Origin of the sequence: Accumulibacter sp. (assembly GCF_029255145.1) — a bacterium.
GTDB lineage: Bacteria > Pseudomonadota > Gammaproteobacteria > Burkholderiales > Rhodocyclaceae > Accumulibacter.
The window spans coordinates 1-23215 of sequence record NZ_JAPUVQ010000089.1 but is presented as its reverse complement, the minus strand read 5'-3'; the positions used below and the strand labels follow the sequence as shown (position 1 = coordinate 23215).

Annotated in this window: 22 protein-coding genes and 1 riboswitch; of the genes, 6 read left to right on the top strand and 16 right to left on the bottom strand. The window is 63.9% G+C overall.

What is annotated here, in order from left to right; all coding sequences use genetic code 11:
* Nucleotides 1-67: 67 nt before the first annotated feature.
* Both napA and Q1L50_RS08630 read right to left on the bottom strand, forming a co-directional pair.
* Nucleotides 68-2587 (bottom strand): nitrate reductase catalytic subunit NapA, encoded by a 2520-nt coding sequence (gene napA / locus Q1L50_RS08635; protein WP_300337582.1) that lies wholly within the window; start codon nucleotides 2585-2587, stop codon nucleotides 68-70.
* Nucleotide 2588: 1 nt separating this feature from the next.
* Nucleotides 2589-2837, bottom strand: a complete 249-nt coding sequence (locus tag Q1L50_RS08630) for a chaperone NapD (RefSeq protein ID WP_300337580.1) — start codon at nucleotides 2835-2837, stop codon at nucleotides 2589-2591.
* A 110-nt stretch (nucleotides 2838-2947) separates the two neighbouring features.
* Between Q1L50_RS08630 and Q1L50_RS08625 the strand changes: the two genes are divergently transcribed.
* Entirely contained in the window at nucleotides 2948-3178 is a 231-nt protein-coding gene (locus Q1L50_RS08625; protein ID WP_300337578.1) for a hypothetical protein, read from the top strand.
* Nucleotides 3179-3347: 169 nt separating this feature from the next.
* On the opposite strand, the gene Q1L50_RS08620 is transcribed toward Q1L50_RS08625, so the two are convergent.
* Together Q1L50_RS08620 and Q1L50_RS08615 are read right to left on the bottom strand one after the other, a co-directional pair.
* Nucleotides 3348-3680, bottom strand: coding sequence for a cell division protein ZapA (locus Q1L50_RS08620; protein ID WP_300337576.1), 333 nt, complete (start codon nucleotides 3678-3680; stop codon nucleotides 3348-3350).
* A 13-nt stretch (nucleotides 3681-3693) separates the two neighbouring features.
* The gene (locus Q1L50_RS08615) at nucleotides 3694-3894 is read right to left on the bottom strand and encodes a hypothetical protein (protein ID WP_300337574.1); all 201 of its coding nucleotides are present in this window, start codon (nucleotides 3892-3894) and stop codon (nucleotides 3694-3696) included.
* Between the two features lie 151 nt (nucleotides 3895-4045).
* Nucleotides 4046-4255, top strand: a riboswitch (cobalamin riboswitch).
* Nucleotides 4256-4387: 132 nt separating this feature from the next.
* Between Q1L50_RS08615 and Q1L50_RS08610 the strand changes: the two genes are divergently transcribed.
* From Q1L50_RS08610 to Q1L50_RS08600, 3 genes are read left to right on the top strand one after another with little or no spacing between them, the layout of a single operon-like run.
* The gene (locus tag Q1L50_RS08610; protein ID WP_300337572.1) at nucleotides 4388-6259 is read left to right on the top strand and encodes a TonB-dependent receptor; all 1872 of its coding nucleotides are present in this window, start codon (nucleotides 4388-4390) and stop codon (nucleotides 6257-6259) included.
* A gap of 8 nt (nucleotides 6260-6267) precedes the next feature.
* Nucleotides 6268-7257 (top strand): iron ABC transporter permease, encoded by a 990-nt coding sequence (locus tag Q1L50_RS08605; RefSeq protein WP_300337570.1) that lies wholly within the window; start codon nucleotides 6268-6270, stop codon nucleotides 7255-7257.
* A gap of 1 nt (nucleotide 7258) precedes the next feature.
* Nucleotides 7259-8038, top strand: a complete 780-nt coding sequence (locus tag Q1L50_RS08600; RefSeq protein ID WP_300337568.1) for an ABC transporter ATP-binding protein — start codon at nucleotides 7259-7261, stop codon at nucleotides 8036-8038.
* A 49-nt stretch (nucleotides 8039-8087) separates the two neighbouring features.
* Here Q1L50_RS08600 and Q1L50_RS08595 read toward each other — a convergent pair whose 3' ends face one another.
* The 5 genes from Q1L50_RS08595 to thrH form a co-directional block, all read right to left on the bottom strand.
* Nucleotides 8088-9848, bottom strand: coding sequence for a diguanylate cyclase (locus tag Q1L50_RS08595; RefSeq protein WP_300337566.1), 1761 nt, complete (start codon nucleotides 9846-9848; stop codon nucleotides 8088-8090).
* A 220-nt stretch (nucleotides 9849-10068) separates the two neighbouring features.
* Complete coding sequence (locus tag Q1L50_RS08590; protein ID WP_300337565.1) at nucleotides 10069-10506, bottom strand: hemerythrin family protein; 438 nt, start codon at nucleotides 10504-10506, stop codon at nucleotides 10069-10071.
* Between the two features lie 38 nt (nucleotides 10507-10544).
* Nucleotides 10545-12488 carry an ATP-binding cassette domain-containing protein gene (locus Q1L50_RS08585; RefSeq protein WP_300337563.1) on the bottom strand — a complete coding sequence of 648 codons (1944 nt, stop codon included), beginning with the start codon at nucleotides 12486-12488 and terminating at the stop codon, nucleotides 10545-10547.
* A 76-nt stretch (nucleotides 12489-12564) separates the two neighbouring features.
* The gene (gene purU, locus Q1L50_RS08580) at nucleotides 12565-13437 is read right to left on the bottom strand and encodes a formyltetrahydrofolate deformylase (protein ID WP_300337562.1); all 873 of its coding nucleotides are present in this window, start codon (nucleotides 13435-13437) and stop codon (nucleotides 12565-12567) included.
* Nucleotides 13438-13450: 13 nt separating this feature from the next.
* Nucleotides 13451-14068, bottom strand: a complete 618-nt coding sequence (gene thrH / locus Q1L50_RS08575) for a bifunctional phosphoserine phosphatase/homoserine phosphotransferase ThrH (protein ID WP_300337560.1) — start codon at nucleotides 14066-14068, stop codon at nucleotides 13451-13453.
* A 263-nt stretch (nucleotides 14069-14331) separates the two neighbouring features.
* Between thrH and Q1L50_RS08570 the strand changes: the two genes are divergently transcribed.
* Nucleotides 14332-14925, top strand: coding sequence for a hypothetical protein (locus Q1L50_RS08570; protein WP_300337559.1), 594 nt, complete (start codon nucleotides 14332-14334; stop codon nucleotides 14923-14925).
* Nucleotides 14926-14985: 60 nt separating this feature from the next.
* Here the strand turns inward: Q1L50_RS08570 and Q1L50_RS08565 are convergent, their stop codons facing one another.
* The 7 genes from Q1L50_RS08565 to gloA form a co-directional block, all read right to left on the bottom strand.
* The gene (locus tag Q1L50_RS08565) at nucleotides 14986-16608 is read right to left on the bottom strand and encodes an ABC-F family ATPase (protein WP_300337557.1); all 1623 of its coding nucleotides are present in this window, start codon (nucleotides 16606-16608) and stop codon (nucleotides 14986-14988) included.
* A 173-nt stretch (nucleotides 16609-16781) separates the two neighbouring features.
* On the bottom strand, nucleotides 16782-17402 hold the full coding sequence (locus Q1L50_RS08560) for a LysE family transporter (RefSeq protein ID WP_300337555.1): 621 nt from the start codon (nucleotides 17400-17402) through the stop codon (nucleotides 16782-16784).
* 56 nt (nucleotides 17403-17458) lie between these two features.
* The gene (locus Q1L50_RS08555; protein ID WP_300337554.1) at nucleotides 17459-17974 is read right to left on the bottom strand and encodes an HD domain-containing protein; all 516 of its coding nucleotides are present in this window, start codon (nucleotides 17972-17974) and stop codon (nucleotides 17459-17461) included.
* Complete coding sequence (locus Q1L50_RS08550; RefSeq protein WP_300337552.1) at nucleotides 17964-18992, bottom strand: sterol desaturase family protein; 1029 nt, start codon at nucleotides 18990-18992, stop codon at nucleotides 17964-17966. The genes Q1L50_RS08555 and Q1L50_RS08550 overlap by 11 nt, the downstream gene beginning before the upstream one ends.
* Entirely contained in the window at nucleotides 18989-19693 is a 705-nt protein-coding gene (locus Q1L50_RS08545) for a polysaccharide deacetylase family protein (RefSeq protein ID WP_300337622.1), read from the bottom strand. Before Q1L50_RS08545 ends, Q1L50_RS08550 begins: the two co-directional genes overlap by 4 nt.
* Nucleotides 19694-19755: 62 nt before the next feature.
* Nucleotides 19756-20745 (bottom strand): cytochrome D1 domain-containing protein, encoded by a 990-nt coding sequence (locus tag Q1L50_RS08540; RefSeq protein WP_300337550.1) that lies wholly within the window; start codon nucleotides 20743-20745, stop codon nucleotides 19756-19758.
* 606 nt (nucleotides 20746-21351) lie between these two features.
* Nucleotides 21352-21738 carry a lactoylglutathione lyase gene (gene gloA, locus Q1L50_RS08535; RefSeq protein WP_300337548.1) on the bottom strand — a complete coding sequence of 129 codons (387 nt, stop codon included), beginning with the start codon at nucleotides 21736-21738 and terminating at the stop codon, nucleotides 21352-21354.
* A 342-nt stretch (nucleotides 21739-22080) separates the two neighbouring features.
* Here gloA and Q1L50_RS08530 point away from each other — a divergent pair, with 342 nt between their 5' ends.
* A complete protein-coding gene (locus Q1L50_RS08530) occupies nucleotides 22081-22584 on the top strand; it encodes a hemerythrin family protein (RefSeq protein ID WP_300337547.1) in 504 nt (167 codons plus the stop codon).
* The last annotated feature ends 631 nt before the right edge of the window (nucleotides 22585-23215 follow it).

Here is a 23215-nt window from a genome sequence, read left to right as displayed (position 1 = left end):
CAGCCTGGGGGCGGGCGATGCTTTGCCCGCCCAGGCGCTCCCTGATTGTCTTGCGTTCGCGTGTCGATCAGGCTTTGACCACCTTGCACGCGCACTTCTTGAAATCGGTTTCCTTGGAGATCGGGCAGGTCGCGTCGAGGGTCAGTTTGTTGACCAGCCGATGTTCGTCAAAGAAGGGTACGAAAACCAGACCGGCCGGCGGTTTGTTCCGGCCGCGCGTTTCGACGCGCAACTGGATCTCGCCGCGGCGGGTGATCGTCTTGACCACGTCACCACGTTGCAGGCCACGCTTCTTGGCGTCGTCGGGGTGCATGTAGATCCACGCATCGGGCATCGCCTTGTACAACTCCGGGACGCGCCGGGTCATTGAACCCGTATGCCAGTGCTCAAGCACCCGCCCGGTGCACAGCCAGAGGTCATAGTCCTGATCAGGCATTTCGGCAGCTGGCTGGTAGGGCAGGGCGAAGATCACGGCCTTGCCGTCGGCATGACCATAGAACTTGAGGTTCTCGCCTTTCTTGACATAAGGATCGTAGCCTTCACGGAAGCGCCACAGCGTCTCCTTGCCGTCGACCACTGGCCAGCGCAGGCCGCGCGCCTTGTGGTAGACGTCGAACTCGGCCAGGTCGTGCGCATGGCCGCGACCGAAGGCTGCGTATTCCTCGAACAGCCCCTTCTGCACATAGTAGCCGCAGGCTTTGGCTTCGTCGTTGTCGAAACCCTTGTAGGTCTGGCTGAGCGGGAACTTGTCCACCTGGCCGTTGGCGTAGAGTACTTCGTACAGGGTCTTGCCTTTGTACTCCGGGTTCTTGTCGAGGAGCGCGGCCGGCCACACCTCGTCAGTCTTGAAGCGCTTCGAGAACTCGATGTACTGCCAAAGGTCGGAGCGCGCCTGACCCGGAGCCTTGACCTGCTGACGCCAGAACTGCGTGCGGCGCTCGGCGTTGCCGAAGGCCCCTTCCTTTTCCATCCACATCGCCGACGGCAGAATCAGGTCGCCGGACATTGCCGAAACGGTTGGGTAGGCGTCGGAGACGACGATGAAGTTGTCGGGGTTGCGCCAGCCCGGGAAGACCTCGTCGTTGACATTGGGCCCGGCCTGCATGTTGTTGGTGGTCGTCGTCCAGTAGAAATTGATCTTGCCGTCCTTCAGCAGGCGGCTTTGCAGTACCGCGTGCGCGCCAATCCAGTCGGGGATCGTCCCGGCGGGGAGCTTCCACTGTTTTTCGCTGATTTCCCGGTGCTTGGGATTGGTGACCACCATGTCGGCCGGCAGGCGGTGCGAAAACGTGCCGACTTCGCGGGCGGTACCGCAGGCCGACGGTTGGCCAGTCAGCGAGAACGGGCTATTGCCAGGCTCGGAGATCTTGCCGACCAGCAGATGAACGTTATAGATCATGTTGTTGGCCCAGGTGCCACGGGTGTGCTGGTTGAAACCCATGGTCCAGAACGACGTGACCTTGGCCTTCGGGTCGGCGTAGGCCTTGGCCAGTGCTTCGAGCTTGTCCTTCGGCACGCCCGAGATCTCATGCGTCCTGTCGAGCGTGTACTCGGCGACAAAGGCCTTGAATTCGTCGAAGGTGATCGGGCTGGCGCCCCCCGGGTTGCCCTTGGGTTTTCCGTCCTCACCTGGATAGCCGTTGTTCATCGCGACCTTCTCGAGCGGATGATTCGGCCGCAGGCCGTAGCCGATGTCGGTGACGCCCTTCTTGAAATTGACGTTGCGGGTGACGAATTCCTGATTCACCGCGTTGTTCTGGATGATGTAGTTGCAGATGTAATTGAGGATCGCCAGATCGCTTTGTGGCTTGAAGATCAGTTCGTTGTCGGCCAGTTCGGTTGACCGGTGGCTGAAAGTCGAAAGCACGTGGATCTGGACGTTCTTGCCGGTCAGGCGACGGTCGGTGACCCGAGACCACAGTATCGGGTGCATTTCGGCCATGTTCGAACCCCACAGCACGAAGGTGTCGGCGTGCTCGATGTCGTCGTAGCAGCCCATCGGCTCGTCGATCCCGAAGGTGCGCATGAACCCGGCGACCGCGGATGCCATGCAGTGACGCGCGTTCGGATCGATGTTGTTGCTCAGCAAGCCGGCCTTCATCAATTTTGCTGCGGCATAGCCTTCCCAAACGGTCCATTGGCCGGAGCCGAACATGCCGATGTTGCGCGGTCCGCCTTTCTTGAGCGCCGCCTTGCACTTGTCGGCCATGATGTCGAAGGCCTGCTCCCAGGAAATCGGGGCGAACTCACCGTTCTTGTCGAACTTGCCGTCCTTCATGCGCAGCAGGGGTGTGGTCAGGCGATCCTTGCCGTACTGGACCTTGGAAAGGAAGTAACCTTTGATGCAGTTGAGCCCCCGGTTGACCGGCGCGTCGGGGTCGCCCTGCGTGGCAACGATGCGGCCGTCCTTGGTGCCGACCAGCACGCCGCAGCCTGTCCCGCAATAACGGCAGGCTCCTTTGTCCCAGCGCACGCCGTCAGCTTTGCCCGGGGCAGCCTGCGCGAAACCGGGAATGCTGATGCCGGCCGCGGTGGCGGCGGCAGCAACCGCATTGCTTTTGATAAAGTCACGACGTGTCAATTTCATCTCATGCTTCCTCATCAGGATCGGGTTCAAACTGGTGGTATACCAATGACGTGGCGAGTACACCGGGCTGCTGACTGATCTTCGTGAACAGATCTGCCGCGGCGCGATCCGAGTCGGCTTCGATGGTTACGATCAGTTGGCCATTGTCGGTTGCTGCATGGATTTCAACGCCGCCTAGTGCCAACAAATCGCCCTGCACCTGCGGCAGGGCTTCGGGTCGGGCATTGACCAGCAGGCTGGAAATGTTCATGAGCTCGAGCTACTCCGGTTTGCAAGCCGAGCGGACGTCGGGCCAAGCGGTTGCTGCTCGGTCAAACTTGCATTGGGGAAACACTCTAAGCCGCTGCTGGGGTCTTTTGCTTGATGCAGGTCAAGCTTGAAAAAGAATTCCGATCGTCGGTGGGGGCTTTGCTTGGGGACTTCAAGGGGGAACGCGGCGCGGACAGGCGAAGCGTGCCGCACGGGGATGGCGTGGTGGTGGGACAGCGGGGTAAACAAGGCGCGAAGAAGGGCGCAAAAAAAAAGCGCGGGACCGAAGGTTCCGCGCTTTTCAATTTTGTCCCCGCGAATGCCGTCAGGCCGGCATCCTGAACCTGGGTTCAGATAGGTCACTTCCCTTCCGCATCAGGTACGCCCGACATAAGGGGCACACACAACAGCGGTTTCTATGGTCGGCGACCAATGCCAATTAGCATTGGTTCAAGGAATCTATGACCTTAACAAACACCGCAGGGAACTCTCTCGGAGCTTTCGGAACCAGCTACTGCGGTTTCAAGACCGCCTCAAGTTCCGTCTCCATGTGGCAGATTCTACGCCTAACGTCGTCGATGTCGAGCCCTATTTCGGATTCAATTTTTTGATCTATCTGCAGTACGTCCTGATTCCCGCAGAGGTGCTCGTGAGCGATGTTCAAGGCGGCCATGACCGCGATTCGTTCGGCGAGATTGCTCTTGGTCTTCTCGGCGATGTCGCGCATCTTGCCATCAACGTAGGCTGCAGCGTTGAGCAGCGCGGCACGCTGCTCCGGCGGGCAGGCGACGCGGTATTCCTTGCCGAGCAGCGTGATGTCGAGAAAGTGGGCTTCGTTGGGCATCGGATGAGAGTCTTCAGGCCTTGGCTTCAGGGAGTTGCTCGGCGAGCTGCTCAAGCCGTGCGCAGGCGGCTCCCATGCGCACGGTAAGGCCTTGCTTGTCGGCTTCGACAACCGCAAGTTGCTCCCGGAGCAGATCATTGTCGGCGCGCAATTCGTGGCACAGTGCGACGACCTGGGCGATCCTGCTTTCGAGTGCGTTGAGTTCATTAAGCATGGGCCAGACTATAGATTCAAGAATGGCCTCCGGTCAAGGCGTACTGGCGGCTTCTCCACTCCCTGCCTGCCGCTACTGCTGCGATCTTCTGCAAGGCCCGTTCGCCGGACGGCGGGCACGCTATAATTCGCGCTTCCGCTGATTTCAGATCGGCGGAAGAAGTCGCGAAGGTGCCGCGATGCAGACCCTCTGCCGCGGTTAAACGGGAAGCAGGTGCGTGTTCGGGAGGACACCATGCCTGCGCTGCCCCCGCAACGGTGAGCGAGTGCGGGTGTGTCGAGATGCCACTGGGCGAAGGCCTGGGAAGGCGACATACCAAGACTTGCGAGCCCGGATACCGGCCTTCGCACACATTGGACGGAAGTGCCGCGGGGAAGCGGACACGAAACGCTCGGCGCTCGCGCCTGCCTCGTTGTGTGCTCCCTGGTGCAGTTCCATATTCGTTGCTCGCCGCCTTGCGGGGACGCTTGGCGGCACCGGGGAGAAAACCATCATGCATCAGAGCAGGCCGCGCGCGGCTCGTACCTCTACCTTTGTCGCACTTCTTGGGGGGCTGTTTTCGACTGCTGCCCACGCCGCCGATCAGCAGTTCGATCCGATTGTCGTCACGGCGACTCGACAGGCGACGCGCAGTAATGAATTGACCAGCGATGTCTCGGTGATCACCCGCGAAGAAATCGACCAGGCCGGCCAATCGACGCTCGAACAACTGCTGGCGCGTCAGCCGGGTATCCAGTACACCGCCAACGGTGGCCCCGGCACCAACAGTGGCGTATTCATCCGCGGCGCCAGCAGTAACCAGTCGATTGTCCTGATCGACGGCCTGCGGATCGGCTCGGCGACTAACGGCAGTGCCGCGCTGGCGCGCATTCCCATGGACCAGATCGAGCGCATCGAGATTCTGCGCGGCCCGGCTTCGTCGCTGTACGGCGCCGATGCGATCGGTGGCGTGATCCAGATCTTCACGCGCCAGGGTGCCGGTCCCGCGCGGGTGAACGCCAGTACCGGTTATGGAACCTACGGCACCACGGACACTACCGTCGGTGTCTCGGGAGGTACCGAACTGGTCTCCTACAGCGTCCAGGCGGGCTATCTTGACACCGGCAGCTTCAACGCCGTTCATAACAAGAACAATATCTTCTACGACCCCGACAACGATGGTTATCGCAACAGCAACCTGAGCGCCAATTTTTCCGTGCGCCCGGCGACGGGTCAGGAAATCGGTGTCAACCTCCTGGCCAGCGACGGTACCAACCAGTACGACTCGAATGACTTCAGTGCGCGTGGTGCGGCGAAGAATTACAACAGCGACCAGACCATCGGCTCGTATTCGATCTACTCGCGCAACCGCCTGAACCAGGCGTGGACCAGCACCCTGCGTCTCGGGCGCAGCACCGACGCGGCGAAGGATTACGCCGGAAATGTCAGAACGGCAACTTTCCGGACCGACATGGACATCGCCTCGTGGCAGAACGATATTGTCCTTCCGGTCGGCGAAGCCCTGCTGGCCGCCGAGTACACCAAGCAGAAAGTGTCCGGCAGCACCGACTACACGGTTACCGAACGGACGATTCGCTCGCTTCTTGCCGGCTGGAACGCGACTGTCGCGCAGCACCGCTTGCAGTTCAATCTGCGACGCGATGACAACTCTCAGTTTGGCGGGGAAACCACCGGTTCCGCTTCCTACGGCTATCAATTCACTCCGGAATGGCGAGCGCATGTCTCGTATGGGACGGCCTTTCGTGCGCCGACCTTCAACGAACTGTATTTCCCGGCGAGCGGCTTTTTCGCCGGTGGTAATCCCGATCTGAAGCCCGAACAGGCGAAGAACGCCGAAGTGGGCGCCAATTGGGAACGCGGCAATCATCGCTTTTCGGCGGTGTTCTATCACAACGATGTCACTGACCTGATCGAATTCCGGCCGCCGACCTACGCGCCGGTCAATGTCAGCAAGGCCCTACTGCGTGGCGCGACGCTGAGCTATGACGGGCGCTTCTCGGACTGGGGGATGGGCGTGGTGGTCGACTTTCTGGACCCACAAAACGAAGCCGATGGCCCGAACAAGGGGAACCGGTTGGCTCGCCGCTCCGACCAGCAGATGAGCAGCTACGTCAGCAAGACGATGGGTGCCTGGGATCTGCGTGCCGAGTGGCAACTGGTCGGCAACCGCTACGATGATCCGGCCAACCGCAATCTGCTCGGCGGCTACGGTCTGGTCAACCTCTACGCCGACTACCGGTTGCAGCGCGATTGGGCGCTCTTTGTCCGTGCCAACAACATCTTCGACAAGTTCTACGAGACGGTCGACAACTACGCCACGGCGGGGGCAAACGTCTTTGTCGGGGTTCGCTACTCGCCAAAGTAGGGCGCTTGATGCCGACCCGTCGCCGTGCCTTGCTGATTCTTGCCGCCCTCGCCGGGTTGTCGCTGCTGAGCATCGCCGCGGCGCTGGCGGTGGGCAGCGTGGCCATCGGCCCGGTCGAGGTGTTGTCGACCCTCTTAGGCGGCGCGGGCGGCACGGCCGGCGATGTCGTGCGCAGCCTGCGCCTGCCGCGTGCGCTGACGGGTTTCGCCTGTGGTGGCCTGTTGGCACTGGCCGGAGCCTTGCTGCAGGTGTTGTTGCGCAACCCTCTCGCGGACCCGTACGTGCTAGGCATCTCGGGCGGCGCCGGCATCGGGGCCCTGCTGGCGATCGTCCTCGGACTTGGCGTGGTCGGCATCAACGGCCTCGCTTTTGCCGGTGCGCTTGGCGCGATGTTGCTGGTGTTCGGACTGGCGCACGGCGACGGCGGCTGGACGCAGTCGCGTCTGCTGCTCACCGGAGTGATCGTCGCAGCCGGTTGCGGTGCGGTCGTCACCTTGCTGCTGGCGATCGCCCCGGAGGACCGGCTGCGGGGAATGCTGTTCTGGCTGATGGGCGATCTGTCGCAGACCGCCACCCCCCAGCTGGTGCTGATCCTGCTGGCGCTGTTGCTGCTGGTCGCGCTGCCCTTTGCCCGTGAGCTCAATCTGCTGGCGCGTGGCGCCGACCTCGCGCAGGCGCTGGGGGTCGCGGTCCGGCCCGTTCGCGGTGGCGTCTACGTGGTGGCCTCGCTGGCGACGGCGGCGGCGGTTACCCATGCCGGCGCGATCGGCTTCATAGGCCTGATCGTGCCCCACCTGGTTCGTCTGGCCACCGGCAACGATCAGCGTCTGCTGTTACCGGCCTCGGTGCTTGGCGGTGGCAGCCTGCTGGTGATCGCCGACACCCTGGCGAGGACGGTGCTCGCGCCGCAGCAGCTTCCGGTCGGGGTGCTCACCGCCTTGATCGGGGTGCCGGTGTTTCTCTTCCTGCTGAGCCGTGCCGCGCCTGGCCGGCGCTGAGATGAAGCACGACGCGCCGCTCCTGAGCACGCATGCGCTGACCGTCGGGATCGCCGGCCGGAGCTTCTGCCGCGACCTCGCCTTGAGCGTGCAGGCCGGCGAATCGCTGGCCATCCTTGGCCGCAACGGTGCCGGCAAGTCGACCTTGCTGTCGGTGCTGGCGGGCTTGCGCCAGCCGAAAGCCGGCGAGGTGCTGGTCGATGGGGAGTCCTACGCCGCGCTTGGTGCGCGCAAGAGCGCGCGTATTCGCGGCTGGTTGCCGCAAAGCCGCAGCGAGGCGTTCTCGTCGACCGTCCTGGAAACGGCTCTGGTTGGACGGCACCCGCATCTCGGCCGCTGGGACTGGGAGTCGGAGAAGGACGCCGAAATCGCCCGCCAGGCGCTGGCGGCTGTCGGCCTCGCCGAACTGGCGCTGCGCGATCTCCAGACGCTATCCGGCGGCGAGCGTCAGAGGCTGGCGATCGCCACCCTGCTGACGCAGGCGCCGCGGCTCTATCTGCTGGACGAACCAGTCGCCCACCTGGATCTGAATCACCAGATCGCCACCCTCGAACTCCTCGCGGCACTCGCCCGCCAGGAGCGGATTGCGAGCGTGATGGTCCTGCACGAGCCGGGCCTGGCGGCCCGCTTCTGCACGCGCGCGCTGCTGCTTTTCGGTGACGGGACGACGCAGCATGGCCCCTGCCAGGAGGTCATCAGCAGCGAGTCGCTGAGCAGGCTCTACGGCTACCCGCTGTGCGAAGTCGGCGACGGCCAGCGACGCTGGTTCGTGCCCGGGTAGGCGAGCGAACCCACCTCAGGCGCTGCCTGCGCTCCCGGGGCGCGTCTTTTCAGGAAGGCGGGCTCGCCGCGTCGCCCCCGCCCGCCGCCTGCCTGGCCTGTTTTCGCCGGTACATGTCCGCATCCGAACGCTGGACCAGCGACTCGACGTCCTGTCCGTCGTCCGGATACATCGCCAGGCCCACCGAGGCGCCGGCTCTGGCTACCCGAGCTGCCGGATCGATCGATTGCAATGGCGCGCCGAGAAGCTGCTCGATGTTGCTGCGCGCGCGCTCGGCGTCGGGGCGGTTGTTGACGGCATCGAGCATGACGACGAACTCGTCGCCGGCGTAGCGCGCCACCAGATCCCTGCTGCGCAGGCCGGTGAGCATGCGCTGCGCGATCTCCTGCAGGACCTTGTCGCCGACATCGTGGCCGAAACTGTCGTTGATGCTCTTGAAGTCGTTGAGGTCGATGAAGAGGATCGCGAACGGTCGCGGGTCGGCGGATTCGCCTTGCTGCGCCAGGCGTTCGTCGACCCGCCGAAGGAAGGCTTCGCGGTTGGCCAGGCCGGTCAGGCGGTCACTGAGCAGTTTGTCCTGCATGGTCCGGAAGCTCTTGGCGAGATCGCCGATTTCATCGCTGCGGGTGACATCGAAGGCCGCATTGAGATCGCCGTTGCCGACCTTGCGTGCGGCGGTCGCCAGTTGCTTGAGGTCGCGGGCAAGCACCGAGAGGACCATGAAGCCGATCGCCATGGTCATCAGCGAAGCCAGCAAGGCGAGCAGCACCGTCCGCTTGAAGTTTTCGTTGACCCGGGACAGGAAGTCGCTGCGCGGTACCGCCACGACGATGATCCAGTCCAGACCCGCCGTGTCCTGGATGCGCGCGTAGGCGGCTTCGACCGGCTGCGCGTCGGCCATCCGGAATACCGCCGTGCGTGGCTGCATTACCTCGTCGGATTGCGCCAGCAGTTTGCTGATCGCGCGGTAACTGGCGACCACCAGTTGATCGTCGCTGGCTTCCGCGTTGAGCCGCACATTGCCACCGCCAGCGTCCTTGTCCAGGTGCGGGCCGCGCGAGGTGCCGATCAGGTTGCCATCGGTCTCGACCACATAGGCAATTCCGTTGGCGCTGAGTCGCAGTGCGCGCAGAAAGTCGTTGACCCTCCGCAGCGACAGGTCGGTAGCGACCACACCCTGGAATTCGCCCTGCGCGTTGTTGACCCGTCTGGCGCGCGTGGCGACCAGTTCTTCGGTCTTGAAGTCGATGTACACCGCGGTCCAGGTGTTCGACGAGGCGGCGCTCATGCCGGACTTGAACCACGGACGCTCGCGCGGTTCGAAAATTCGCGTTTCGCGTACCGGGTCGTGCAGTTCGCCGTCTATTCCGGAAAACCGGTAAATCGTCCGCGGGCCTTCGCCGCTGCGCCGCAGGCGCAACTCGGCGTCGCTGGCGGAATGCCGCCAGAGCCCGAAAAAGTGCCCGTTGCGGTCACCGTAATAGGCGTAGTTGTTGGGGTCGCGATGGACCGAGGTCGCCAGCCAGAAACGCGTGCGCAAGTTGGTCAGGTCGTCTTCGATTTTTGGCGGCGCGGCAACGCCGCCGGGAAACGCCGTTTCGAGAACCGCAGCGGCGCCGAACACATGGCGCTCGGCGGCTTGCGCGATGCGGTACACCATCTCCGACAGCAACTGGTTCGACAGGGTGTCGACGGCGACGCGCCCGGCTGAATACGACAGGCCGCCGATCGCCGCTGCCAGCAGCAGAACCAGGACGACGTACGGCATGGTCAGCATCTGCCGCAGGGAAAGAAACTGGAACAACCTCATCGGATCTCGATTCGCGCACTGCGGCGGGAAGCGAGCGAGGCGAGTCGACGTCTTGCCCTGAGGTGCCGCGGCGATCGGTCCTGGCGATCGGGGGACGCGTCTGGATCGGTCGCCGGAGCATCACCTGGAAGTACGCGAAGGTCGCGAAATGCGGCCACTGCAATCGCCGCCAGGCTGCCGGAGAGGTAAGCGATGGCGAGCGGCTGCCGATCGTCCGGGGTCATCCGTCTGATCGCGGCTCTGGTGTCGCCGGCACTGAAGCCGAAGCCGCCTTGATGCTCGGCACGTAGTCGAAATCGGCCACCAGGATGTGGTTGTAGAACCAGCCATTGATCAGGAACTTGACCTCGTCGGCGATCTGGTCGAGGGTCATCTGTTTGGCGTTCTCCAACAGGTTGAACAGCATCCGGCGGAATTCGGAGTGCAGCTGGCGATGGTCTTCCAGGCCCGGGTAGTGGCAAGCGGCCATCATCGCCTCTTCTTCGCGCAAGTGCACCTTGACGTACTCAGTCAGCATCGCCAGCGATTTCAGCACACGGATCTGGTCGCCATCGCCGGCGAAGGTCGCCGCGAGGTCGAACAATTGCCGATGCTGGGCGTCGATATTCGGCAATCCGACGAGGATCTTCGGCGACCACTCGACCAACTCAAATTTCACGGTTTGTTCCATTTGTCCTCTGCCGGTATCCGACGGTCTCACGACTCGGTCGGGTTTGTAGCGCTGTCGATCTGATCCGAGAGGGTCAGCCATCGGTCTTCCAGGATGGCCAGCTGCTCGGTGATCTCGTTCATTCTTTGTCCGAGGTTGGCCAGAGCCGGCGCGGACAGCTCGGTAGACAAGCGTGCTGCGAGCGAGTGCTGTTCTTTCTGGAGATCGAGCAGTGCCTGTTCGACCCTCCCCTGGTCGCGGGTAAGGACTTTCAGGTTGCCGGGCGCCTTCCTCGCTGCAGCTTCGGCCGACGGTTGCCGTGACGCTGCGGCGCCCTTTGCCGAGGCTTTGAGCTGTTCACGGTTGCGTCTTGCCTCGTCCAGCAGGTAGCGTTGGTAGTCATCCAGATCGCCGCTGAAGTCTTCCACGCCGCCGCGGGTGACCAGCCAGAACTCGTCGCAGACGGAGCGTAGCAGCGATCGGTCGTGGCTGACCAGCATCACCGTTCCTTCGAATTCGTTGAGCGCCACCGACAGCGCTTCACGCGTCGCAAGGTCCAGATGGTTGGTCGGCTCGTCGAGCAACAGCAGGTTGGGACGCTGCCAGACGATCATGCACAGCACCAGACGTGCCTTTTCGCCACCACTCATCGTGCCGACTGTCTGTTTGACCATGTCGCCGCTGAACTTGAAGGTGCCGAGGAAGCTGCGCAGATCCTGCTCGCGGCGGCTCTGACCGGCCTGCACGCTTTCCTTCGCCAGGCGCAGCATGTGCTCGAGTGGCGTGTCTTGCGGGCGCAGGACGTCAAGTTCCTGCTGCGCGAAGTAACCGATGTGCAAGCCCTTTCCTTCGCTGATGAAGCCGTCGGTGCACGCCAGGACGCGGGCGATGGTCTTGACCAGCGTCGACTTGCCCTGGCCGTTGGCGCCGAGGATGCCGATCCGCTGGCCGGCCATCACCGACCGCTTGACCTGGCGGACGATCACCGTCGGTGAGCTGCCGGGAGGGGCATCCGCCGGCGGCGGGTAGCCGAAACAGGCATCGTTCATGGTCAGCATCGGGTTCGGCAGGTTGGCTGGTTCCTCGAACTCGAAGGTGAAGTCGGCGCTGGCCAGGACGGGAGCCAGTCGTTCGATGCGTTCGAGCGCCTTGACCCGGCTCTGTGCCTGCCTGGCCTTGGTGGCCTTGGCCTTGAAGCGGGCGATGAAGCTCTGCAGATGGGCGATCTTGTCCTGCTGCTTGACGTAGGCGTTCTGCTGAAGCTCGAGCTGTTGCGCGCGAGCCTCTTCAAAGAAGCTGTAGTTGCCGCCGTAACGCGTCAATTGCTCGTTCTCGATGTGCAGGGTCACGGTGCTGATCGCGTCGAGAAACTCGCGGTCGTGGCTGATCACCAGCATCGTGCCTTCGTAGCGCGTCAGCCAGGTCTCCAGCCACACCAGCGCATCCAGATCGAGGTGGTTGGTCGGTTCGTCGAGCAGCAACAGGTCCGATGGACACATCAGCGCGCGCGCCAGTTGCAGCCGCATCCGCCAGCCACCGGAGAAGCTGTCGACCGGGTTGTTCAGTTCGCTGGTCTTGAAGCCCAGGCCGAGGATCAGCGCCTGCGCGCGCGCCTGCGCGTCGTGGGCACCGGCGTCGTGCAAGTGCATGTAGGCGTTGGCCAGGCGATCGCCGTCGCCATCGGCTTCCGCCAGCTGCACTTCCTCCTGGGCAGCCAGCAGCGCCGTATCGCCGGCGATCACGAAGTCGGTCGCGCTGTCGGCGGTGGCTGGCATCTCCTGCGAGACCTGTGCCAGGCGCCACTGCGCCGGCCGGAAGAATTCGCCAGCGTCTTCGTGCAGGCTGCCGTCGAGCAGCCCGAACAAAGTCGATTTGCCGGCACCGTTGCGACCAATGAGGCCAACGTGCTCGCCCGTATTTACGGTGACCGAAGCGTTATCGAGCAACACCCTGGCGCCGCGGCGCAGGGTGACGCTTTTGAGGGTGATCATGCGGGTGGAACTCCAGGCGATTTTCCGGCAGACAGCACGGGACCTCGGGGGTGGTCAGGTTTGGCGACGATGGCGGTCAGCGGAAGATAACGGTCTTGTTGGCGTGCAGCAGGACGCGGTCCTCCAGGTGATAACGCAGCCCACGCGCCAGGACGGCTTTCTCGATATCCTTGCCGTAGCGCACCATGTCCTCGACCGAGTCGGAATGGTCGATGCGAATCACGTCCTGCTCGATGATCGGCCCCTGGTCGAGTTCCCGCGTGACATAGTGGCAGGTGGCGCCGATCAGCTTGACGCCGCGCTGGTAGGCCTGATGGTAGGGCCGGGCGCCGACGAAACTGGGCAGAAACGAGTGGTGGATGTTGATCATCTGTCCGGGGTAGCGTTCACACAGCAGGGGCGGAAGGATCTGCATGTAGCGGGCGAGGACCATCGTGTCGCCCTTGACTTCGTCGTAAATCCGGCTGATTTCGGCGTACGCGGCGTCCTTGTTGAGCGGGTCCACCGGGACGTGGTGGAAGGGGATTCCATGCCACTCGACGAAGGCCTTGAAGTGGTCGTGATTGGAGATCACGCAGGGAATCTCGATGTCGAGTTCCTTCGACTGCCAGCGCGCCAGCAGGTCGTAGAGGCAGTGCTCCTGCTTGCTGACCATCACCACCACGCGTCGTTTTACCGCCGAGTCGCTGATCTTCCAGTCCATCGACAACTCGGCGGCAAGCGGCGCGAAGCGGGCGCGGAACTCGGCCAGGTGGAAGGGCAGTGAATCGGCCTTGACCTCCATGCGCATGAAGTAGCGGCCACCATTTTCGGCGTTGCCTTCATCGGCGTGATAGCTCGACTCGAGGATCCAGCCGTTGTACTGTGCGATCAGGCCCGAGACGCGCGCGATGATCCCCACCTGGTCGGGACACGATCCCGATAGCGTATAGAAGCGTCTTGGATGCATGCGTCCGCAGGCCTCAGGCCGCCGCGACGGCGGCGAAGGCCTTGTCGATTTCGGCGCGCAGAGCCGGGTAGGAGCGGGTGACCGGATATTGCGGGAACTCGCTGATCACTTTCTCGGGCGGGCAAAAGAGGATACCGGCATGGGCTTCGCCGAGCATCGCCGTGTCGTTGTACGAATCACCCGCCGCGACGACCGAAAACCTGAGTTCCTTGAGCCTTTGTACCGCCTCGCGCTTCTGGTCGGGCATCCGCAGCCGGTAATGCACCAGCATCCCGCTGGCGTCGGCTTCGAGGCTGTGGCAGAACAGCGTCGGCCAGCCGAGCTGGCGCATCAGGGGGTGAGCGAACTCATAGAAGGTATCGGACAGGATGATCAGCTGATACCTCTCGCGCAGCCCATCGACGAATTCCCGCGCGCCGTCGATCGGCCCCATCTCGGCGATGACCTTCTGGATGTCCGGCAGGCCGAGCTTGTTCTCGGCCAGGATGGCCAGGCGGTAGCTCATCAGTTTCTCGTAGTTGGGCTCGTCGCGGGTGGTGCGACGAAGCTCCGGAATGCCGGTGCGGGCGGCGAATTCGATCCAGATTTCTGGGACGAGAACGCCTTCGAGGTCAAGGCAGACGATTTGCACGGCAGGCTCCCGGTCGTTGAGTTTGGGCGAAAAGCCCGGATTCTACCAAATCCACCCGGTCAGGGCTGCAGGCCCGGGCCGGCGGTGGCGGATCGAGGTAGCTGGAGACAGGCGGATAGCGGACAATGGCGGTCTGGTCGGGGTGCCGATCACGCTGCCGGCCGGCGTCGCTCATCGTGGAGGCATACCCGGGTGGCCGGCGTGCCGGCGACTGCCGCGAAGCGATCAAGCCGGTCGCGCTGTTGTTGCCGAAGGAGGAAGGAATGCGTCTTGCTAGTCTGCTGGTGTTCTCGCTGTCGATCGCTTGCGCGGTATGGGCCGACGAAGCTCCGCCAACGGCGCCGGAAGTGCCACGAACGCTCGAGCAGTCCGTAGCGCAGCGCGAACGGGCGCGAGCCACGCGTGCCGCCGCCGAGGAGCGCTACGAGGCCGAACAGAATAGCTGCTATGGCAAGTTCCTGGTCAACTCCTGCCTGGCAGACGCCAAGAGGCGCTACACGGAGTCGGTCATCGAGGCTCGCAAGCTCGACCAGCCGGCGATCGAATTCGAGCGGGAAGAGCGGCGCAGGGAGCTTGAGGCGAAAGAAGCGCAACGCGCCGCCGATCAGCCTGTCCGCCAGGCCGAGGAGAAGGAAAGCGCCGAACGCTTTCGCGCCGAGCAGGCCGCGAAGCTTGCCGAGCGCGAAGCCAAATTGGCCGACAAGGCCCGGCAAGCCGAGGAGGGCCGCAGGAAGACGGCCGCCGAGCAGGCCAAGAGGCAGGCCAAGATGGCTAAGCGCGCCCGGCAGGATGCCGAGCGCGAGGCGAAGAAAGCGGCCACGGGAGCTGCCAGGCCAGCGGTCAGCCCGGACAACTGAGCCGCTTCCTGGCGCTGTCCGGCGTGCCGGATCCGGGCCTCGTGCGGCCAGTCCGCCGCGTCAGGCGATGCCCTGGCTGGCGAGGTACTCTTCGTAGGTGCCGAGGTAGTTGACCAGCTTGCCGTCGAGGCGGATTTCGAGGATGCGCGTCGCCAGCGACGAGACAAACTCGCGGTCGTGCGAGACGAAGACCAGCGTTCCCTTGAACTTTTCCAGCGCGGTGTTGAGCGACTCGATCGACTCCATGTCGAGGTGGTTGGTCGGTTCGTCCATCACCAGCACGTTCGGTTTGAGCAGCATCAGCTTGCCGAAGATCATCCGTCCCTGCTCGCCGCCCGAGATCACTTTCACGGCCTTGCGCACTTCGTTGCCCGAGAACAGGAGGCGTCCGAGCGTTCCCCGGATCAGCGTTTCGAGGTCGTCACCGTCGGCGGCGGTGGCCCGCGCATAGCCGGCGATCCAGTCGGTCAGGCAGACGTCGCTGTTGAACTCGCCGGCGTGGTCCTGCGCGTAGTAGCCGAGGCGTGCCTTCTCGGCCCACTTGATGCTGCCGCGTTGCGGCTGCAATTCGCCCATCAGCAGCTTCAGCAGGGTGCTCTTGCCGACGCCGTTTTCACCGATGATCGCCAGACGATCGCCGCCATTGAGCGTCAGGTCCAGCTTGTTGAAGAGCTTGTGGTCGCTTCCCGGGTAGGCGAAGCCCAGATTCTCGATCTCGACCGCCTGGCGGTGCAGCTTCTCACGCTCGTCGTACTCGAAACGGATCCACGGATACTGGCGTGACGAAGGCTTGACGTCCTCCGGCTTGAGCTTTTCGATCAACTTGACGCGCGAGGTGGCCTGTTTGGCCTTGGAAGCGTTGGCCGAAAATCGGCGCACGAAGTTCTGCAGGTCGGCGATCCGCTCCTTGGCCTTGGCATTGGCGTTCTGCTGCCGCTCGCGCGCCTGCGCCGAGGCTTCCATGAAGTCGTCGTAATTGCCCGGATAGACAGTGATCTTGCCGTAATCCAGGTCGGCCATGTGGGTGCACACCTGGTTGAGGAAGTGCCGGTCGTGCGAAATGATCACCATCGTGCTGTTGCGCTCGTTGATCACGTTTTCCAGCCAGCGGATGGTGCCGATGTCGAGGTTGTTGGTCGGTTCGTCGAGCAGCAGGATCTCGGGGTCGGCGAACAGCGCCTGAATCAGCAACACCCTCAGCTTCCAGCCGGGCGCGACGTCGCTCATCGGGCCAAAGTGCTGTTCCGCCGGAATTCCGACGCCGAGCAGCAGTTCGCCGGCGCGGGCCTCGGCGGTGTAGCCGTCGTACTCGGCAAAGCGGCCTTCCAGTTCGGCTGCGTGCAGGTAGTCGGCCTCGGTCGCTTCCGGGTTGGCGTAGATGGCGTCCTTCTCGACCATGCACGCCCACATCTCCTGGTGGCCCATCATCACCACGTCGATTACCCGCTGCTGTTCGAAGGCGAATTGATCCTGGCGAAGATAGGCCATCCGTTCGTGGGTGTCCTTCGAGACGTTGCCGGCGGTGGGTTCGAGTTCGCCGTCGAGAATCTTCATGAAGGTCGACTTGCCGGAGCCATTGGCACCGATCAGTCCGTAGCGATAGCCCTCGCCAAACTTGACCGAGACGTTCTCAAAAAGGGGTTTGACCCCGAACTGCATGGTGATGTTGTTGGCGACTAGCACTCAGAAACCTCGTTAAAATCATCGGGTTGCAAAAGCGCGCTATTGTACCTCAGGGAACGGCGCCGTGGCTGCCTGGCGTACGTGAGCAGGGGCTCGTGGCGGCGCCCGGGGTCGCACCCACTGGCGCGAGGAAGCACGCCGGGACGAACCCGGCGGGCACGCCGGCTTCGGTATCAGCGATTGTTCAGCGCCAGCTTGACGCCGAAACCGACCAGGGCGATCCCTGCCAGCCGGGTCGCCAGCTTGCGCGCGGAAGGCAGCACCGACAGCTTGCGCGCCAGCGCATTGCCAACCAGCACCAACGCGAGCTGGTAGCAAAGGCTGAGCAGGGTAACGTGCAGCATCATCGCGCCGAGGGTCAGCGAGCTGGCGTCGGGGCGCATGAACAGCGGAAAGAAGGCGACGAAGAACAGCATCACCTTGGGGTTGGTGAGGCTGACCGCGAGCGCCTGCCGGCAGTACACCCAGCCGCTTCTCCTCGCTTCCTTCCCGGGCGTGGCCCTGGCGACGGGCTGGCACAGCAACTGCAAGCCGATCCAGCCAAGATACGCCGCGCCAAACCACTGCAAGCCGGCAAAGATGGCCGGGTGCGAATTCATTACTGCCGCCAGGCCGGCGATCGCGGCGACCATGTAAATGAGGTCGCCGAGCAGCGTGCCGACGACGGCGCCCAGACCCGCGGCGACGCCGTTGCGCGCGGTGGCGTTGAGAATGGCCAGCGTCCCCGGGCCGGGAATCAGCTGGAAAACGATGACGGCGGCGACGAAGCTGCCGTAGTTCTGGATCTCAAACACTTTTCAAACTCCGGCGAATGAAGCGCGATTCCTGCCTGACGCCGCTCAAGACCACCTCAGCGGCGGTCATCGCTTGCCGGGGCAGTTGCCAGCAGTGCATCCAGTTCCACCCAGAAGGGCTCACAGAGTCCCTCGCGGTAAGCCGCCCGCCTGAAGCTCCGATGCTCGCCGCGATAGACCGCCAGCAGGCCACGCCGGTCATCGAGCACGCAGGTCCTGACGTTGGCCAGGCGGTCGGCGGCCTTGACCAGCAGCGCCAGTTCGGCCGGGCCGGCGGCGACGCCAGCCAGTCTGGCGTAGGTCTTTGCCTTTCGCTCGGCGCGGCTCTTGCCGGGTGAGTCGGTGAGCAGGCTGACGCACTCGGCGACCAGCGGTCCGAAATGGTTGCGGAGTTCGCCGACGGTGACCTCGGTGTCCTCGACCACATCGTGGAGGTAGCCGACGATCTGGGCTTCGGGGCCGTACGGGGACAGCAAGCGGACGACCGCTTCGAGGTGAAAGGAGTACGGCCGGTCGCCATAGCGCTGGCTGCCGTGCGCCGCCAGGGCGAACCTGCGCGCTTCATCGACCATGCTGCTCGTCCGGCCGGTGGTCGTTGGTGTGGGCGCTGGTCGCTGGCCGTGCCGCCGTGCCGGGAAGAAGTGCGGCCGCCAACGCGCGAAGGCCCTCGCCTTGCTGCCGCCAGAAGCCGCTACGTGCCGCCGATTCCGGTAGCGGCCCGTCGTCGCCGATGCCGGTCGCCGGCATCGCTTGCCCGCGGTACTGCGTGCCGAAGATCTGGTCCCAGACCGGAAAGAGCACCGCGAAGTTGCAGCCGTAACGATAGCGCCGGTCGTCGGGCAGGACCAGCGCATGATGCCAGCGATGATAGCGCGGGCTGACCAGCAGCAGTTCGCCGAGGCGCCCGAACGACAGCCAGGCGTTGACGTGCGACAGGCTCTCGATCGTCCGGATGGCCATCAGCAGGCCGATGAAGTGCCCCGGCGGGACGCCGATCAGCAGCGAGATGGCGGCGAACCAGACGCCGCTGCTGAGGTCGTCGAGCAGATGGTTGCGGCTGTCGGTCCACAAGGTCATCTGGCGCTGGCTGTGGTGGATGGCGTGCAGCGCCCACCACCAGCGCAGAGTGTGCGACAGGCGATGTCGCCAGTATTCGGCGAAGTCCAGAATCAGCAGATAGATCACGAAACTGAGCAGAGGCTGCTTTTCCAGTGCCGGCAGCAGGTCTTCGAGCTGCCCCGGGATGATGTCGTGGAAGCGCAGCCAGCTATCGACCTCGACCACCAGCGGCGCCAGAAGAACGAAGACCAGCAGCGGAATGATGCCCAGCCGGTCGAGCATCGTGTACAGCACGTCGACCCGCACCGGCTGCCGGTCCGGCCACACCTCGATCGGCCGCAGGGCCTCGATGGGGCGCAGCAGCAGGTAGGCGAGCGTCATCTGCAGAACCCCCCAGAGGACGAACTCGACGCCATCGAAGGCCACTTCCAGATAGCTGCCCAGTCCCATCGCCAGCAGCGGAGGCTGCACCAGCCGGTCGAGCAGCCACCCCTGCAGGCTGACCAGTGCTTCGGTAAAGGAGTTGATCATGGTCTGGCTGGCAGCGTGGCAAAGCAGAAACCCTTCGCCTTGAGGCCGCCGATCAAGGCGTCGAGCATCGGTGCGAAGGGATCCTTGCGCGACCAGATGCCGAGGTGGGCCATCACGATGTCGCCATCCTTGAGGTGGTCGAGCGCGTTGCGCAGCAGCAGGGCATTGGGGTGCGTTTCCGAAGGCAGCTCGTCACCGAGAAATCCCGCCGGCGCCCAGCCGACGTGGCGATAGCCGCAGCTTCGCGCGGCGGCCAGCGTGTTCGGCGTCGTGCGGCCGCCGGGAGCGCGCCACAGCGGATCGAGCCGGCGGCCGGTGAGTTCGACGAAGCGTCGATCGGGGCGCTGCAACTCCTCGCAGACTGCGGGCGCGTCCAGGGTTTCGACGCTGCCGTCGGGCAGCCGGTAACGGACCTGTCGGCCGCTGTCTTCGCGGAAGCTGCCGTGTCGCCAGGTGTGGCTGCCAAAGGCGTGGCCTTCGGCGACGCGCGCCTGCCAGTACGGCGCCCAGCCGGGGTCGAGCGCATGGTCGCCCCGGCTGGTCTTTTCCTGGGCGAGAAAGAAGGTAGCGTGCACCTGCTGTCTGGCGAGGGTATCGGCGATCAGTTCGGCGTGGCGCATGTTGCCGGTGTCGAAAGTCAGGTACAGCGTCCCGTGGCACTGGTCGGAGGCGTTCGCCGTGGCGCTGGCCAGCAGGGTCATGTGGGCGGTCAGCAAGCAAGTGCGCAGCAGGAAGCGCCGCAGCGGGTCGCGGAGCAAAGGCGTCATCGCCAGCCGGCGTGGTCGATGAAGTAGATGCCATGCGGCGAACTGCCGACCGGGATCGACAGCTTGAGCTTCCGCGTGACCAGGTCGATCACCTGGACCTTGCGCGCAAAGCGGGCCGTTGCCCAGAGTTCCTTGCCGTCGGCACGGACCACCATGTCGTCCGGCCCACCGGGCACATCGTATTTTTCGATGATGGTCATGGTCTGCGTATCGAGCAGCGAGATACTGCCGTCGATCGAACGGTTGGCAACGAAGAAATGGCGTCCGTCGCCGCGCGCCTGGAGATTGTGCGTGGCGGTGTCGGCGATCACCTTGCGCACGGTCTTTTGGTTGCGCCAGTCGATCACCTCGACGACCCCCTCGCCCATGCTCGCGACCAGCAGAAAGCGGTTGTCTGGCGTCATCGCGATTCCCGCCGGGGTGGCGGCGACCGGCATCACCCAGGCGGTCTTGCGGGTGCCGAGATCGATCGCCATGACTTCGTTGGAGTCCTGCAGGGTGACAAAAACGAACTGGCTGGCGCGGTCGAAGGCGATGTGCGATGGCGCCCGCGGCGCGTGCAGGCGCGCCTTGAGCGTGAAATCCGCGGGATCGTAGAGGTCGACCCGGTCAAGGCGCAGAGACGTGGTGACGAACCACTTCGCGTCCGGCGAGTAGCCCAGCTGATAGGGGTCTGAAATGTTGCGGATGCGCTTCTGCTCGCGACCGCTGACCGGATCGAAGAAGACCAGCTGGTTGGAGGCGGCGCAGGCGACGACGAGCGATTTTTCGTCGGGAGTCGGAATCAGGTGGTGCGGCTCCTTGCACACAATCGCCTTGCCGATTACCGCGTAGCTTTGCGTGTCGATCAGGCTGATCGTCCCGTCGGCCGAATTGAGGGCGATCGCCAGACCGGCCCACGCCGCGCCGCTCGACCAGACGATGCTGGCCAGCAGCAGGCAGCCTGCAAGGCCTGGACGGCGGCGGTTCGGGGTGACGCGATTCATCGGCAGCGGGTCCGGCGGGACGAAAGGGTGAATCGAGTTGGCACGGAAAGAACGCCCATTGTACGTTCGCTCAGCCAGCCAGGCGACGAGGGTGCTTGGCGATCTCCTGCCCGAATGCAGAGGCGCGGGATCACCAGCCGTCGCCGCCGCCCAGGCGCAAGGTGGTCGGTTGCGGCAAGATTCTGCGGCCTTGTTCTTACGCCAGCCTGACCGGGCGCGGATCGGCGAAGTGTTCGACAAGGATTCGCCGCACCCGATCCGGCCAGAGCGTGGCGAACAGGGCGTGCTGGTCCGGATCGCCGGCCCTTGCAGCAGCGTTCCGAGGCGCGGGTCGGGCGGGACGTGGCCGAGTTGCAGCGCGGCGCTGACGCTCTGCCCGCTGTCCTGCCAAGTGAAGCGGATCTCGCCAGGCACCTCAAGCGCAACTCGCGGCAGCCGAGCAGATAGCTGCCGGCGACCGTCGGGCACGAGTGCCCGGCCAGTTTGACGGCCTCGGCGTATTCATACTCGATCAGGCCACCGTCGGCGGCGCCGAGAAATCCGCCCAGCCGATCGCGCATCACGATCGTCGGCACCGCGGCGAAAAAGCTGGGGAAAGTCACCTTGTCAGCCCTTCTTCTGGATCAGTTCGATCTTGTAACCATCCGGATCCTCGACGAAGGCGATCACCGTCGAGCCGTGCTTCATCGGGCCCGCTTCGCGAACCACCTTGCCGCCGCACGCCTTGATCTGCTCGCAGGCGGCGTAGGCGTCGGCGACCTCGATCGCCACGTGGCCGAAAGCGCCGCCGAGTTCGTACGACGGCGTATCCCAGTTGTGGGTCAGTTCAAGAACTGCCCCTTCCGATTCCGCGCCAAAGCCGACGAAGGCCAGCGTGAAGCGGCCGCCGGGATAGTCCTGGCGACGCAACAGCTGCATGCCGATGACCTCGGTGTAGAAAGCCAGCGATCGATCGAGATCGCCAACGCGCAACATCGTGTGCAGGATTCTCATGCCTTCTCCTCGTCAGCGTGGGCAAAGGGTCGCGAACTGCGTCAGCGCCACGCGCGCCGGCGGTGGCTACCGGCTGCCGTCGCGGCGGCAGCGCCGTGGCGAACATCGCGCGACGATACACCAGAAGCAGCAACTGTTGTGCATTGCGCGCCCGGTTGCGGAGAGGCTCTGCCGCCGGCAAATGCCACGGCTGGCTGTCGCCAGGCATCAACTGCCAGGCCGGCGCGCGCTGTCGCGCACAATCAGTTGCCGTTGACAAAGTCAGCGGAGCACCTATAACGGAAGCAGTCGCGGGGGACTGCTGGCAAGTGTGCTGAATGCGAACGCGCGGAGGAAAAGAACATGCGTCGCTCCTTCTTTCCCACATCGGCTCGTCATGACCTGTCGCGCTTCTCGCTCAAGCAACTGATCGCCTGGGGCGACCACCTCAAGGTTCATCAACCCCAGATCGACGCCCAGCACGAGGCAATCTTCAATCTCGCCCTGGAAATCGGCAGTGTCTGGCACGATCGCGGCGATCTCAAGCGACTGCAGGCGCTGGCCGAGAAGCTCGACAAGATCCTTGAAGCGCATTTCCGCTTCGAGGAACGGAAGCTGGCCGAGATCCGCTATCCGAAACTGGCTGAGCACAAGGCGGAGCACAAGCTGATGCTCGACGACTTGCAGACCATCCGCGGCCGTCTCGACAGATCAACATCCGCGCGGATGCTTGCCGAAACCGGGTGGGCCTTCCAGAACTTCGTCCTCGGCCTGACGGTTGGCCACATCTTCAACAGCGACATGGATTACGTGCTTCATGCCCGCCAGGCCGAGAGCGACGAAGATCAGGTCTGGCCCGCTTCATGAAGCGCCGCAGCGCGATCACCCAGCGTGGGTGATTCGCCGCGGGCCTCTTCAATTACTGGCGCGCGGCGCGGTGATCGGGGTACGGCCGCGGCAGGATGGGCCGGAAGCACGAGTCGGGGCCATCAACCAGACTTCCGCCACCAGCGCAGCTCGGCTTCGGACCTACCGGAGACGGTGAATGTTAGATCTGACCCCTGAGTCTCTTTGTGACCCCTGAGTCTCTTTGACCCTGAGTCTCTTGCTGAGTCTCTGAGCCCTGAGTCTCCTGAGTCTCTTAGATCTGACCCCTGAGTCTCCCTGGGTTTCCTGAGTCTCTCTGTCTATGCGGTCTGGAGCACTGCTCGACGTTCGCTTGGACCCGAGATGACCGCGTCTCAACCCGAGGTTCCGCACGTCCACTGGGCCGCGGACACGGGCCTGATGGTTTGAGCGCCGCGACAACGCCGCCCCCCTGTGTCGACAAACTTTACACTCCTCGCGACCTGATTCGTCAAGTCATTGGTTTTCCCAGCAGTTCTCATTTCAAATTCCATGGTGGCGGGTGGTGAAGGTACGGACTGTTGGAAGGGGTAAGTCAGCCGGTGTCTGGGGCGTTGGGAGCGAGGCGCTGCTGCATGAAGCGCATGAGGTG